The organism is Lentzea sp. NBRC 102530 (assembly GCF_030269365.1).
Taxonomy (GTDB): Bacteria; Actinomycetota; Actinomycetes; order Mycobacteriales; family Pseudonocardiaceae; genus Lentzea.
The window spans coordinates 108,752-122,382 of record NZ_BSTF01000017.1 but is presented as its reverse complement, the minus strand read 5'-3'; the positions used below and the strand labels follow the sequence as shown (position 1 = coordinate 122,382).

The following is a 13,631-nucleotide window of genomic DNA, read 5'->3' as shown; positions in this document are numbered from 1 at the left end:
TCAGGGGGAGGACGCCATGTTCCGCAAGCTGCTCGTGCTGCTCGTCGTGCTGGGGACGGCGGGTGCCGGGGCCGCACCGGCCGTCGGATCATCGGGACGCAGGACCGTCAGATCGTGCGCCGAACTCGTGCGGTCGTTCGACGTCCCGGACGCCCGCACCCGCGTCACGTCGGCGCGGATCGTGTCCGGTGACAAGGAGTTCTGCGACGTCCGGGGCACGATCGAACCCGCCATCGGCTTCCAGCTGAAGCTGCCGCTGAAGGGCTACCAGGGCCGTTACCTCCAGTACGGCTGCGGCGGCTTCTGCGGGGTCGTCGACGACCCGGACTTCCCGTCCGGCTGCGGCCCGGCGTTCGGGGACGCCGCGGTGGCCGCGACCGACGACGGGCACCAGGCACCGCCGGAGAACCCGTTCGACACGACCTGGGCCGCCTCGAACCAGAAGGCCCGCGACGACTACTTCTTCCGCGCGCCGCACGCGTTGTCGAAGGTGTCCAAGCACATCATCTCGGTCTTCTACGGCAAGCCGCCGGTGAAGTCGTACTTCAACGGCTGCTCCAACGGCGGCCGCGAGGGCCTGCTGCTGGCCCAGCGCTACCCGCGTGACTTCGACGGCGTCATCGCCGCCGCACCGGGGTCCTACTACACCGCGCTGATCGGCTACCAGGCGTGGATCGCGCGCAACACCATCCCGAACGACAAGCTCTTCGTGCTGCACGCCGCCGTGATGAAGGCGTGCGACGGCAACGACGGTCTGGTGGACGGCCAGATCGAGGACCCGAGGCTCTGCAGGTTCGATCCCGGCACGCTCGCCGGACAGCTCACCGACGACGAGATCGCGCGGGTCAGGCGCCTGTACGCGGGCCCGTCCGACAACGGCGTGCGGCTCTACCCCGGCGGCCAGCCGTACGGGTCGGAGATCTCGTGGACGTTCTGGCTCAACCCGTCGGAGGGGCTCGGCCGCGGCATCGCGCCCGAACTCGCCGACAACGGCCTGAAGAACCTCGTCCACCCGATCGGCAAGCCGGGCTCGTCGCTGGAGGGGTTCGAGTTCACCACCCGCGAGTTCCGCCGGCTCGTGCCGGAGACGGTGAAGGCGAACTCGCTCTCGCTCGACCTGCGGGCGTTCGAACGGGCGGGCGGCAAGCTGATCCTCTGGCACGGCGCGGGCGACCAGGGCATCCCGTTCGAGGGCACGCTCGACTACTGGCAGCGGCTCACCGGCGGCAAGAACCCGTCCTACGCACGGCTTTTCGTGGTGCCGTCGATGTGGCACTGCTCGGGCGGCGACACGCTGACCGACTTCGACCCGTTCCGCGCGCTCGTGTCGTGGGTCGAGGGCGGCCAGGTGCCCTTGAAGATCATCGCGACCGGGCGTGACCAGGACGGCAAGGTCGTGCGCACCCGTCCGGTGTTCCCGTACCCGTTGCGGGCGAGGTACACCGGCTCGGGCTCGATCGACGACGCCGGGAACTTCGTCGCCGCACCCGGTTTCGGGTTCGACGACCGGATCAGGTGGGCGGGGGAGGACCTGTACAGGTCAGGCCCGGTGGCTCCCTAGCGGAACTTCTCGATGGCGGCGGCGATGGCCTTGTCCATGCTGTTGCCCTCCATGATGAGGTGCCCGGCGTCGTTCAGGATCACGAGCTCGGCGTCGGGCCACCTCTTCGCGACCTCCCAGGCCGTGTGCAGCGGCCCGCCGAAGTCGTTGCGCCCGTGGATGAGGACGCCGGGGATGCCCGCGAGCCGGTGCAGGTTCTCGAAGATGTGGTCCGGCTCCATGAAGCAGCCGTTGCCCCAATAGTGCGTCACGGTCCTGGCGAGCTGGTAGCTCATCACCGGGTCCTCGTACCGGGTGCCGGCGAAGTCGTTGTCACCGCCGGTGATGGTGGAGAGGTCCCACTTGTTCCAGTCGTGCGCGGCCTTCGCGCGGACCGCCGGGTCGGGCGAGTTGAGGAGCTTGTTGTAGGCGGCGGCGAGGTTGCCGTCGCGGTCTTCCTCGGGGACGCCCTCGATGAACGCGTCGAAGTGGTCCGGGAAGAAGAGGCCGAGGCCACGGGTGATCCACTCGATCTCCGCGGGACGGCCGGTGGTCACCGCGGGGATGATCATTTCGGTGACGCGCTCGGGGTGCTGGATGGCGTAGGCGAGGACCAGGCTGGAACCCCAGGACCCGCCTTCCAGCAGCCACTTCTCGATGCCGAGGTGGTCGCGGAGCTTCTCGGCGTCGTCGATCAGGTGCTGGGTGGTGTTGTGCTCCATGCTCGTCGCCGGGTCGGCGACCGGCGGGGTGCTCCTGCCCGTGCCGCGCTGGTCCCAGAGGACCAGGTTCCAATGGTCGGGGTCGAAGTCCTCCCGCCATCGCGTGTTCAGTCCTGATCCGGGACCGCCGTGGAAGACGCAGGCGGGTTTGCCGTCCGGGTTGCCGCTCGCCTCCCAGTGGACGAGTTGGCCGTCGCCGACGTCGAGCATGCCCTGTGCGTAGGGCTCCACCTGTGGGTACATGCGCGCGAGGCTATTGCCGGGCGTGCGGGACGGCGAGTCGATTTCCGGGGTCCGGACACGCCGACACGTCCACTGCCGTGACGGCGGTGGACGTGTGGAGTCGTTGGTGCGTCAGGACTTCTGCTTGGTGGCGATCTGGTCCAGCACCTCGGTCTGCGACACGATGATCTTGCCGGCCAGTGCCTTCGAACCGATGTGCTCACCCTTGGCCTGCGCGGACTTCGCCATGTCGACACCGCTGCGGAGGTGGCGGGACAGCGTGGCGAGGAACAGGTCGTCGTACTGCTTGCCGCTGGCAGCCTTGAGCGCCTCGACGTCCTTGGCGGTCATCATGCCCGCCATCTTGTGCGCGGCGGCGGCGTCGTCACCCGGCACCTGGATGTTCCAGCTGCGCAGGTAGGTCGCCATCTGCTCGATCTCGCCCGCCTCGGCGGTCGCGATCTTGTCGGCCACGTTGACCACGAACTCGTCCTTGGACTTCTCCATGGCGACCTTCGCGATCTCGATGGTCTGGCGGTGGTGCGGGATCATCTGCAGCGAGAACATCGCGTCGGCCTCGTTCGCCGCCGGTTCGGCGGAGCCGCTGCCACCTGCGGATGAGCATCCGACCAGCGCAAGCAGCCCTAGCACGATGATGAGCAGACGCGCTCGCATGAAGCCTCCCGTCTCGGTTCCCTGCCGAGGGATACGGGTGGCCGAAGTGTCCGGTTCAGTGAAACTTTCCGAACCTAAGTGGTTCGGCGCTGGTCGAGGGCCGCGACGACCCCGCTGACGACGTCCGGGTGGCCGAGCGGAAGGGGTGCCACGAGGGCGTTGCTGTGCGGGATGACCTGGGCGAACGTGGCCTCCACCGGCACCTCGGGGTCGACCACGAAGACCGAGCGGACGAGGTCGGGGTGACCCGCCACGAGGTCCAGCACGTCGGCGGCGATCGGGCCGCTCGTGACGACGTCCAGCACGGTCCGGGTGTCGTCGTGGTGCCTGGTCAGCACCTCGTCCACTGTGGACTTCCAGCCCGGCGCGGCGGGCACGCGCAGCCACACGACCCGCACGCTCTCCGCCAGCGGGCGCCAGGTCGCGGGGATCTCGTCGTGGAGGGCTTCGCCGGCTGGATCGATCACGAGTACCGTTGCGGCGCCTGAGGGTCCGTCGGCCACGACGCCGGGACCCGCCGCCCTGCTGGGCTCGTCGAAATCGCGCATGGTCGTGGATACCCAGTCACTGAACGGTTTCAGTGCTCCGATCGGGTCCCTGTGATGACCCGAATGGCGCAGACAAGACCACTGCGCGACGTGGACTTGTTGCCGTGCACCGATTTCCGGCTCATGTCCGGTGACATCTTGACCAGTTTCTGAACACCGGTTTATGGTCTAGACCACAAACCGAAACTGGATCGGTGAGCAATCATCGAACGCTCCCGGTTCCCGCCCCCTGCCTACGGGTCCACCCGTTTGGGAACGATCCAAGGAGTTCGGAAGCAATGAAACTCATGCGTAAAGCGGCGCTCGTCCTGGCCGCTGTGCCCGCCATCGTCCTCATCACGCCGGTCGGTTCGGCGAGTGCGCACGGCTACGTGTCGTCACCCGCGAGCCGCTCCGCGCAGTGCGCCAGGGGCGACATCGCGGAAAGCCTTTGCGGCCAGGCGAAGTACGAACCGCAGAGCGCCGAGGGCCCGAAGGGCCTGAAGAACTGCAGCGGCGCGAACGACAGCTTCGCTCCCCTCAACAACGACTCGCTGCCCTGGAAGGTCACGAACACCGGTCAGACCCTGTCGCTGACCTGGACCTTCACTGCCCGGCACGCCACGCGCGACTACGAGTACTTCATCGGCGGCACGCGCGTCGGCTACTTCTCCGGCAACAACCAGCAGCCGAACAACCCGACCACGCACCAGATCAACCTCGGCGGCTTCTCCGGTCGCCAGAAGCTCATCGCGATCTGGAACATCAGCGACACCGTCAACGCGTTCTACTCGTGCATCGACCTGAACATCAGCGGTGGTGGCGGCACGACCCCGCCGCCCACCAGCACGACCACCCGTCCTCCGACGACGACCACCACCACGACGAGCACGCAGCAGCCGCCGGCCGGCGGCACGTGGGCGGCGAACACGTCGTACGCGGCCGGCGCGACCGTCACCTACGGCGGCTCGAGCTACCGCTGCCGTCAGGCGCACACCTCGCTGACCGGCTGGGAACCGCCGAACGTGGCGGCGCTCTGGGAGAAGATCTGATCCGATGAAGCGCCTGGTGATCGCGGTCGCGGTCCTGGCGCTGGCGGGGTGCGGCGGAGAGGCGGTCGTGCCGGAGAGCCCAGCGGCTCACGGGCACGGCGCTTCTTCCGCCGCACCACCCGTTCCGGGTGCCAGTGCGAGGTTCAACGACGCCGACGTGACGTTCGTGCAGATGATGGTGGACCACCTGCAGCTCGGCATCAGCCTGTCGCAGGTGGGCATCGCGAAGGCGGAGAGCAAGGAGGCGAAGGACCTCGCGAGCGCGATCGACGTGACGCAGCGCGAGGAGCTCACGATGCTCAAGTCGTGGCTGAAGCTCTGGGACAAGCCCGAAGGCGACGGCGCGAACCTGCACGCCGCGCACGGAGGTCAGCCGCTGCTCGACGACAAGGTCATCAACGAGACCAAGGACAAGAGCGGGGCCGAGTTCGACCAGGTCTTCCTCAACCTCATGACCGGGCACCAGGGTGCCGGCGTGGAGATGGCCCTCACCGAGAAGAAGGACGGGCAGAACCCCGAGGCGACGGCCTACGCCGAGCGCGTGGTCACGTCCCGGCAGGGCCAGATCCAGCAGATGCTGAAGATCATCGGCGGCGTGTAGGAAGGCTTGGCTGCGGTGTGCGGCTGGAGCCTGGACGTCGGTGGGGTGCTGCGGGTTCTGTTGTGCGGCCGGGGCCTGGACGTCGGCGGCGAGTTGCGGTGTGCGGCCGGAGCCGGAACGTCGGCGCGTGCAGCGGTTCAGGTGTCGGCGGCGGCTCCTGAACGTCAGCGGGTCAGGTCGCTGAGCGCGGCCTCGACCCGTTGCTGCGCCGACGCGTGCATCCACCCGACCCCGAGCTCCTGCTGCGCCAGGCGCAGGAGCCTTTCGGCCTGCCCGCGGTCACCCCGGCGCGCCGCGATCTCCGCGAGCCCGGTGTGCGCCAGCGCCCTGGTCGCGGTCAGGCCGGCCTCGGTCGCCATCTCCAGCGCCAGCAGGTAGTCCCGTTCCGCCGCGGCCTCGTCCACGTCGAGCAACCGGTCTGCCCGGCGGCCCCGCAGTTCGGCGAGTTCTTCCTTGGCCTCGAGTTCCGCCATGGCCGCGATCGCCTGGTCGGTCAGGGCGAGCGCCTCGGCCCGGTCCTCGGTGATGGTGGCCAGCACGTCCAGGACCTGGGCCGCGCCCCAGCGCTCGCCGAGGTCCAGGAACAACGCGAGCGCCTCGCGGGCCTGCGCGATCGCCCGCGGGCTGTCACCGGTGGCGGTCCAGGCCGTGTAGGCGTTGCTGAAGCCGAGCAGGCCGCGGATCCACGGGTCGTCGCTGCGCTCGATCTCGTCCTGCAGCTCGGTGCGCGGCGTGTCCGGTCCGGGTGGCCCGGAGAGCATGGCCCACGCGATGAGCACGAACGGTTGCCTGATCGGGCCGCGCAACCCCACCAGCCTGTCCTGCACGCGTTCCGGGGCGGCCAGTGCCAGCAGGACGGCATAGTCCTCTGTGGACTCCTCGGGCACGCGCGCCAGCAGCCGCAGCGCCAGGCCCCGCACCTCCGCGCGGCTGCCCTTCACGTACCAGTACCAGGCGAGGCCGCTGACGAGCCGGAGTCCCAGCGCGGGATCGGCGTCCGTGGCCCAGTCGAGGGCCTGCACCAGGTTCGCGTGCTCGGCGGTCAGCCTGGAGAACCAGCGGACCTGGTCCCCTCGGCGCAGTTCGGGATCAGCTCGGAGAGCGAGGTCGGCGAAGTAGGCCGCGTGTGCGGCGTCGACGCGTTTGTGCTGCGCGCAGAACTCCCGGATCGTCTCCAGCATCCGGTAACGGCCGTCGGCGGCCTCGACCAACGACTTGTCCACCAGGGCGTCCAGCACCTCGATGTCGTGACCGCACACCGATTCGACAGCGTCCAGGCTCGCCCCGCCGCTGAACGTCGCGAGGCACGCGGCGAGGTCGCGTTCCTCGTCGGACAGCAGGTCCCACGACCACTCCACGACCGCGCGCAACGTCCGGTGCCGGGGTGCGGCGGCGCGGTTTCCCTTGGTGAGCAGGCGGAAGCGGTCGTTCAGCCGCAGCGCGATCTCGGCGGTCGTCAACGTCCGGGTGCGTGCCGCGGCCAGTTCGATCGCGAGCGGCAGGCCGTCGAGCGAGCGGCAGATCTCGGCGGTGTGCTCGTCGCGCACGAACGCCGGGTTGACCAGCCGGGCGCGGTCGGCGAACAGCTCGGCGCTCTGCGCCGGGTCGAGCGGCGGCACCGGGCACAGCGTCTCGCCGGTGATGCCGAGCGGCTCCCTGCTCGTCGCGATGATCCGCACCGACGGGCACGCGCTGAGCAGGTGCCCGGCGAGTCGAGCGGCCTGGACGACCAGGTGCTCGCAGTTGTCGAGGATCAGCAACGCCGAGCGCTCGCGCAGGGCGAGCACCAGCCGTTCCTCCGGCTCCAGCACCGTTTCCTTGAGCCCCAACGCCTGCAGCGCGGCGGCCGCGGCGTCCCTTCCCGGTGCGAGGTCCACGAAGATCGCCCCGGGGCCGGCGGCCTGGAGCGCCAGCCTGGTCTTGCCCGCGCCGCCCGGGCCGGTGAGCGTGATCAGCCGGGACGTCAGCGCCTTGATCCGGCGCAGTTCTTCCTGGCGTCCCACGAAGTTCGTCAGCTGGGCCGGCGGCTCGCGGTGGGTCGTGCCGCGCAGCACCTGGAGGTGCACGGCCCGCAGTTCGGCGGACGGGTCGGCGCCCAGTTCGTCGGCGAGCACGGAACGGGCGTCCTCGAACGCCTGCAACGCCTCGGCCTGCCTGCCCTGCTGGTGCAGGGCCTGCACGAGGAAGCCGCGCAGCCGTTCGTCCAGCGGGTGCTGCCGCACGAGTTCCTGGATCTCGGCGACGTCGGCGGTGCCGAGCCGGAGGCGGGCGGCGGTCAACGACCCCAAGGCCGCAGACCGTTGTTCCTCAAGGCGCACAGCGTGATCGGCGAGCGGAACGTCGGCGAGCGCAGGACCGCGCCACAGCTGAAGCGCCTCCGACAAAAGGGATTCCGCGCCGCGAACGTCCCCGGCCTCCAGTGCCTGGCGGCCTTCCGCCGCCAGCACGGCGAACCGGTGCGCGTCGACCTGCTCACCACGCAACGCCAACCGGTAGCCGGCCGGGTGGAACTCGACCAGCGCGGCGTCCCCGAGCGCCCGCCGCAGCCGGGACACCTGGCCCTGCAGGGCGTTCGCCGCGTCCGCGGGTGGCACGGAGCCGTAGAGTTCGTCCACCAACCGGTCGAGCGGGACGATGTCCCCCACCCGGAGTGCGAGCAGTGCCAACAGGGTGCGCGGCCGCGGACCACCCACCGCGACCTTGCCGTCGGGCGAGTGCGCCTCAACGGGCCCGAGGATGCCGATGTGCACGGTGTCAGCGTACGAAGCGGCCGGGGCTCGTACCCAGCACCCGGCGGAAGTGCCGGGTGAGGTGCGACTGGTCGTGGAACCCGGCCAGCACCGCCACCTCCGCCGCGGGCCGCCCCTCGACCAGGTAGCCGCGGGCGAGGTCCACCCGGCGCGCGGTCAGGTACTTGTGCGGCGGCAGCCCGAACCGGCGGCTGAACGCCCGCACGAGGTGCGTCGGACTCGTCTGCAACTCCTGCGCGGCGTCGGCCAGCGAGATCCCGGAAGGCAGCGAGGCGTCCAGCAACTGCCTCAGCCGGTCGGCGAGCGTCGGGTCCGCGTGCACGACCGGTGCGGTGCCGGCGAAGCGGTGCCGGAGGCGTTCGGCGATCAACGCGAGCCGCGACGCCGCCTCCAGCGGTTCGTCCAGCGCGAGGTGCAGCTGGTGCACCCGGTGGCGCAGCAGGGGATCGGGCAGCATCGGGGTGTCGACGGCCTTGCCGATCAGGTCGTCCGGCAGCACCGTGCCGTCCAGGTACAGCACGCGCTTGCGGAATCCCGTCGGGTACGCGGACCGGCCGTCGTGCGGCACGTGCGGCGGCAACAGCGTGACGGCGGAGACGAGCGCGCCGTGTTCGTGGCGGTCCAGTTCGTACGTCACGGCGCCGTCGTCGAGCACCATCAACGTCCACGCGTCGTGCGTGTGCGTCGGATAGGCGTGCGTGGTGAACGATGCGTGGAAGGCCTCCTTGATGCCGTCCACCGCGGGTTTCCACGCGGTCGTGCTCATGTCAGGAACGTACAAGACCGCCGGGCCACCTGCCCACGATCGTGGCACCCATGTTCGACACCAAGATCGCTGTGCTGCTGCGGGACGACCTGGCCGGCTGGCAGGCGCTGAACGTCACCGCCTTCCTCGTCAGCGGCCTGCCCGAGACCCTCAGGGGCGAGCCGTACACCGATGCCGACGACGTGCGGTACCTGCCGATGTTCGGCCAGCCCGTGGTCGTCCTCCAGGGTGACGCCGAGCTGCTCAAGAAGGCCCACGAACGCGCGCTGAACCGCGACCAGGCCATGACGATCTTCACCGCCGACCTGTTCGCCACCGGCAACGACGAGGACAACCGCGCGGCCGTCCGCAAGGTGCACACGCGGGACCTCGACCTGGTCGGAATCGCGGTGCACGGCCAGAAGAACGCGGTCGACAAGATCTTCAAGGGCGCGCGGATGCACCCCTGACGAAACCGGGTTCTAATTCTCGGCGTGATCAAGCTGCTCCGAATGGCCGTGTTCCTGCTGGTGCTTTCGGCCGAGGTCTACCTGATGATCGTGCTGGGAGATCGGTTCCAGCCGGTGAACCACTTCAGCTTCTTCACGATCCTGTCCAACGTCCTCGCGGCGGTGGTGGCGTTGCTCGGCGTGTTCCAGCCGGTGTCGGCGCAGATCAGGGGCGCGGCCGTGGTCTACATGGCCACGACCGGGCTCGTGTACCAGTTCTTGCTGAGAGGCATCGACGTGCAGACGCCCGCGTACGCGAACTGGGTGCTGCACATCATCGTGCCGATCCTCGTCGTCGTGGAGTGGCTGCTCGCGCCGGAGAAGACGCGGCGGTGGTGGACCTGGCTCGCGTTCCCGGCGGCGTACCTGGTGTACACGCTGGTCAGGGGCCCGATCGTCGGCTGGTACCCGTACCCGTTCATGGACCCGCGCGCGAACGGCTACGGCTCGGTGGCCCTGGGCTGCGTGTTCGTGACGGTCGTGTTCGTCGTGCTGTCGTTCGCGGTGTCCTGGGCCGGCACCAAATTGGCCCAGAGAAAGTCTGCGACTTTGTCCCGCAGCTAGGGCCAATGGTCGACCTACGGTCAGAGGCATGACCAGGCGACTCGCGTACGCGCAGCTGACGAACTCCATCGGGGACGGCGGTTTCCTCGTCGTCTCGGCCCTCTACTTCACCCAGGTCGTGGGCCTGAGCGCGGCGAAGGTCGGCCTGGCGCTCACGCTGGCGTGGGGTGTCGGAGCCGTCGCCGGGGTCGCGTTGGGACACGTTGCCGACCGGTTGGGGCCGCGGACCACGGCCGTAATGCTGGCCCTCGCGACGGCCGCGAGCATCGGGATCCTGTTGTGCACGCGGAACTTCGCGGCGTTCGTGGTGGTCATGTGCCTGTACGCGAGCTTTCAGAGCGGGTTGCAGGCGTCCCGGCAGGCACTCCTCGCCGGCCTCACGACTCCCGGGGAACGCACGCGGGTCCGGGCACGGATCCAGTCGACCGCCAACGCGGGCATCGCGATCGGCGCGGCGGCGGGCGGGTTCGCGCTGCACCTTGGCACCGAGATCGCCTACACGGCCGTGTTCGTGCTCGACGTCGTCGCGTTCCTGATCGCGGCCGCCGTGCTCGGCACTGTGCCGGAGACCGTGATGACCAGGGCCAAGGGCAAGTTCGACGTGCTGAAGGACCGTCCGTACGCGCTGGTGACGCTGATCAACGCGGTGATGCTGCTCTACATGCCGTTGCTCAGCCTGATCATCCCGCTGTGGATCGTGCAGCGCACCGAAGCGCCGACGTGGCTCGCGGCCGGGTTGCTGGTGCTCAACACCGCGGCCGTCGTGCTGTTCCAGGTGCGGATCGCCCGCCGGGCCACCGGGCTGGGCGCGGCCTCGACGCTCGTGCGGCACGCCGGACTGGTCATGCTCGCGTCCTGCGCGGTGTTCGCGGTGACGGCGTTCAGCTTCGGCGCCTGGCCCGCGGCGGCGTTGCTGGTCGCGGCCGCCGCGCTGCAGGTGCTCGGCGAGATGATGCTCGCCTCCGGGGCGTGGGAGATCAGCTTCGCCCTCGCACCCGCCGACCGGCAGGGCCAGTACCAGGGCTTCTTCGCGACCGGGACGGCCGTCGCGCGCATGGTCGGCCCCGCCCTGCTCACCACCGTCGTGCTCGGCTGGGGAGCGCTCGGGTGGCTCGCGGTCGGAGGGCTGTTCGTCGTGGCGGGCTACGCGATGGGACCGGCGGTGCGCTGGGCCCGTGCGAAGAACGCCACCAACTCCGGTGCCATGACCGACGACTTGTACATGTGCGTCTGACCGGGCAACGTCTTGTGCTCCGCTCCCAGCACCTCCGCGACGTTCTTCATGGTGTTGCGGAGGTACTCGGGGCTCTTGCCGCCGTCCATCGCGAGCGTCGGCACCTTGACGGTCCAGCGGTCCGCCGGCAGCTTCGTGCCGCGGCCGTCGTCGCCGAGGATCGTGAGGTCCCACGGCAGGGTGTGCGCGACGGGCTTGAGCTTCTTCCACACGGGCGTCAGCTTCATGACCGCGAGCCCGATCCCGGGCACGCCCACCATCTTCATGAACGTCGAGAGCATCCCGCCCCGGTCGCCGCGCGCGAGCATGTCGTTCATCTGCCCGACGATGTCGGCCGGACGCGGCTTGTAGGTGTCGTCGACGACGAACGGCGCCTCGTAGAGCGCGAGCCGGGAGATGCCGGGGAGCTTCGACGCCGCTTCCATCGCGAGCACCGCGCCGGAGGAGACGCCGAAGACGAACGCGCTGCCGCCCGCCTCCTTGATGACCGCGTCGATGTCCTCGATCTCGCGCTCCAGCGACCACGGCGTCGCGCCGTCACCGGTCTCGCCACGACCGCGCCGGTCGTAGGTGTAGACCGTGAAGTTCTTGTCCAGCACCGAGGCCAGCTCGGTCGACGGGCCGAACATGCGGTGGCACATCGCGCCGTCCACGAGGACCAGCGCCGGACCGGAGCCCGTGATCGAGTACGCGACCTCGGTGCCGTCGGCGGAAGTCGTGAAGCGCGTCATTTCTGCTCTCCCAAGGTGCTGTCGAGGAAGTCCTGCCAGTCCTGTTCGGACTCGTCGCCCTCGAAGACGTGGTGCGCGGCGATGACCGGCCCGAAGAAGCCGCGCATGAACCGGTAGATGGCCTTGTCGGTGCGCAGGGCCACCGTGTGGGCGTTGCGGTGGAACTCGACGGCGTCCGGCAGCTTCTCGGCGACGGCCGCGTCGAGCTTCTTCCAGGCCTCGTCCCAGTCGCTGATCATCGGCCCGAAGACCGTGAGCGGACGGGCCGTGCGGCCGGGGAAGTGCGTCAGGTACTCCAGCAGCGTGCGGCGGAACAACGCGCCACCGAGCGTCATGGCCTCGAACTCGTCGGCCCAGTCGTCGCCGGGCAGGAAACCGCTCGTGACCATCCGCAGCACGGTGCTCGCGTGGTCACGGCCCTCGACGAGGAACTCGTAGGCGACGAACCGGCCGTCAGGTGCCTTGCCGGAGTCGTACGCGAAGTGCTTCAGGTGTTCCTCGGCGGTGATCCCACTGGTCGGCGTGTAGCCGCCGAAGGCCATCTTGACCTGGCCGTTCTCGACCTCGTTGCGGCCCATGAACCACGAGTCGATGCCGGGTCCGGTGGCGATGGCCGTCCACACGTCCTCGACGGACGCCGGCACCTCCATCTCGTCGGTGCTCCTGAACTCGTGGCCCATCAGCTCTCCTCTTCCCGGTTCGTGGATGGTGCCATCCTGCTCCCGACGATTCTCTTCGTCAAGACAGTGAAGCTCGTCTTGACAAAAAAAATTGTCGGAGGTTCCGTTCTGGTCGTCACCGAGACCTCCTGGAGGAACCCATGTCCCGCATCGCCTGTGGTGTCGTCGCCGGTCCGCTCCACCTCGTCGTCGGGTACGCCCAGGCGTTCACCCGAGAGGGCTTCGACCTGGCGAAACACCCGTTCAGCATGTTGAGCCTCGGCTCGCTCGGCTGGATCCAGATCGCGAACTTCGTCGTCAGCGGCGCGTTGTTCCTGGTCGCCGCCACGGGCATGGCGCGCTTCTCGAAGTGGGGCGCGCGGCTGATCGGCCTGATGGGGGTGGGGATGGTCCTCGGCGGCGTCTTCGTCGCCGATCCGGCCATGGGCTTCCCCGCCGGGGCGCCTGCCGGTCCGCCGGAGTCGTTGTCGTGGCACGGCGCGTTGCACGCGGTCGCGTTCGGGGTCGCGATGATCGGTTGGATCGGGGCGTGCTTCGTGTTCGCGCGTAGGCTCGGTGGATGGCTGGCGGTGCTGAGCGGGCTGACGGGCGTGCTGCTGATGGCGCCGATGGCGTTCCTGGGCAACCCCGGCGGGACGATGCTGCTCTACGTGGTCGCGACGATCGGCTGGCTGTGGACCTCGGCCGTGTCCCTGAGGCTGAGCCGGCCTGCCTTCTCGAGCTGATCTGCCCGGAGTGCGGGCGCGTCACCACCGACTCGGGCGCGCCCGGATGCCCGGCCTGTCAGACCAGCTGATGCGCGTGCGTCTTGCTGATGTCGTACTGCACCCCGCAGAACGTGCACTGCAACCCGTAGTGGCTGCTGATGGTGAACAGCGGGATGAAGAAGATGGTCGGCTTCGTGTAGCGCCGGAACAGGTTGTGCGCCGACTGGTGGTGGCAGTTCCCGCACACCAGCGTCAGCATGCGCACCGTCTCGATCGTCGTACGCCAGCCGAAGATGACCATCAGCGCTCCTGGTGTCGGGTTGCTCCTAAGACGCACGGCGAGGCATCTGAGTTGCGATCGGGTCTCCTTCT

15 protein-coding genes are annotated in these 13,631 nt (G+C 69.3%); 7 read left to right on the top strand and 8 right to left on the bottom strand.

Annotation, left to right across the window (positions count from 1 at the left end):
- Window positions 1-16 precede the first annotated feature (16 nt).
- Window positions 17-1,561, top strand: coding sequence for a tannase/feruloyl esterase family alpha/beta hydrolase (locus QSK25_RS35705; RefSeq protein WP_285644978.1), 1,545 nt, complete (start codon window positions 17-19; stop codon window positions 1,559-1,561).
- Here the strand turns inward: QSK25_RS35705 and pip are convergent.
- The 3 genes from pip to QSK25_RS35690 form a co-directional block, all read right to left on the bottom strand.
- Window positions 1,558-2,505, bottom strand: a complete 948-nt coding sequence (gene pip / locus QSK25_RS35700) for a prolyl aminopeptidase (protein ID WP_285644975.1) — start codon at window positions 2,503-2,505, stop codon at window positions 1,558-1,560. The two genes, QSK25_RS35705 and pip, sit on opposite strands and share 4 nt — an antisense overlap.
- Window positions 2,506-2,616: 111 nt before the next feature.
- Complete coding sequence (locus QSK25_RS35695) at window positions 2,617-3,159, bottom strand: DUF305 domain-containing protein (RefSeq protein ID WP_285644973.1); 543 nt, start codon at window positions 3,157-3,159, stop codon at window positions 2,617-2,619.
- Between the two features lie 74 nt (window positions 3,160-3,233).
- Window positions 3,234-3,626 carry a hypothetical protein gene (locus QSK25_RS35690; RefSeq protein ID WP_285644971.1) on the bottom strand — a complete coding sequence of 131 codons (393 nt, stop codon included), beginning with the start codon at window positions 3,624-3,626 and terminating at the stop codon, window positions 3,234-3,236.
- 359 nt (window positions 3,627-3,985) lie between these two features.
- Here QSK25_RS35690 and QSK25_RS35685 point away from each other — a divergent pair, with 359 nt between their 5' ends.
- Window positions 3,986-4,738: a lytic polysaccharide monooxygenase gene (locus QSK25_RS35685; RefSeq protein ID WP_285644969.1), complete on the top strand. Its 753-nt coding sequence runs from the start codon at window positions 3,986-3,988 to the stop codon at window positions 4,736-4,738.
- Between the two features lie 4 nt (window positions 4,739-4,742).
- Entirely contained in the window at window positions 4,743-5,339 is a 597-nt protein-coding gene (locus tag QSK25_RS35680) for a DUF305 domain-containing protein (RefSeq protein WP_285644967.1), read from the top strand.
- 164 nt (window positions 5,340-5,503) lie between these two features.
- Here QSK25_RS35680 and QSK25_RS35675 read toward each other — a convergent pair whose 3' ends face one another.
- Both QSK25_RS35675 and QSK25_RS35670 read right to left on the bottom strand, forming a co-directional pair.
- The gene (locus QSK25_RS35675; RefSeq protein ID WP_285644965.1) at window positions 5,504-8,089 is read right to left on the bottom strand and encodes an ATP-binding protein; all 2,586 of its coding nucleotides are present in this window, start codon (window positions 8,087-8,089) and stop codon (window positions 5,504-5,506) included.
- Between the two features lie 4 nt (window positions 8,090-8,093).
- On the bottom strand, window positions 8,094-8,855 hold the full coding sequence (locus tag QSK25_RS35670; protein WP_285644963.1) for an AraC family transcriptional regulator: 762 nt from the start codon (window positions 8,853-8,855) through the stop codon (window positions 8,094-8,096).
- 50 nt (window positions 8,856-8,905) lie between these two features.
- On the opposite strand from QSK25_RS35670, the gene QSK25_RS35665 reads away from it, so the two are divergent.
- From QSK25_RS35665 to QSK25_RS35655, 3 genes are read left to right on the top strand one after another with little or no spacing between them, the layout of a single operon-like run.
- Window positions 8,906-9,304 carry a DUF2000 domain-containing protein gene (locus tag QSK25_RS35665; RefSeq protein WP_285644961.1) on the top strand — a complete coding sequence of 133 codons (399 nt, stop codon included), beginning with the start codon at window positions 8,906-8,908 and terminating at the stop codon, window positions 9,302-9,304.
- 24 nt (window positions 9,305-9,328) lie between these two features.
- Complete coding sequence (locus QSK25_RS35660; protein WP_285644959.1) at window positions 9,329-9,907, top strand: Pr6Pr family membrane protein; 579 nt, start codon at window positions 9,329-9,331, stop codon at window positions 9,905-9,907.
- 28 nt (window positions 9,908-9,935) lie between these two features.
- The gene (locus tag QSK25_RS35655; RefSeq protein ID WP_285644957.1) at window positions 9,936-11,141 is read left to right on the top strand and encodes an MFS transporter; all 1,206 of its coding nucleotides are present in this window, start codon (window positions 9,936-9,938) and stop codon (window positions 11,139-11,141) included.
- Here the strand turns inward: QSK25_RS35655 and QSK25_RS35650 are convergent.
- A complete protein-coding gene (locus QSK25_RS35650) occupies window positions 11,051-11,872 on the bottom strand; it encodes an alpha/beta fold hydrolase (protein WP_285644954.1) in 822 nt (273 codons plus the stop codon). The genes QSK25_RS35655 and QSK25_RS35650 overlap by 91 nt on opposite strands.
- Complete coding sequence (locus QSK25_RS35645; protein WP_285644949.1) at window positions 11,869-12,552, bottom strand: SRPBCC family protein; 684 nt, start codon at window positions 12,550-12,552, stop codon at window positions 11,869-11,871. The genes QSK25_RS35650 and QSK25_RS35645 overlap by 4 nt, the downstream gene beginning before the upstream one ends.
- Window positions 12,553-12,692: 140 nt before the next feature.
- On the opposite strand from QSK25_RS35645, the gene QSK25_RS35640 reads away from it, so the two are divergent.
- Complete coding sequence (locus QSK25_RS35640) at window positions 12,693-13,277, top strand: DUF998 domain-containing protein (protein WP_285644947.1); 585 nt, start codon at window positions 12,693-12,695, stop codon at window positions 13,275-13,277.
- A gap of 58 nt (window positions 13,278-13,335) precedes the next feature.
- On the opposite strand, the gene QSK25_RS35635 is transcribed toward QSK25_RS35640, so the two are convergent.
- Window positions 13,336-13,560, bottom strand: a complete 225-nt coding sequence (locus QSK25_RS35635) for a zinc-ribbon domain-containing protein (RefSeq protein ID WP_285644946.1) — start codon at window positions 13,558-13,560, stop codon at window positions 13,336-13,338.
- Window positions 13,561-13,631: the final 71 nt, after the last annotated feature.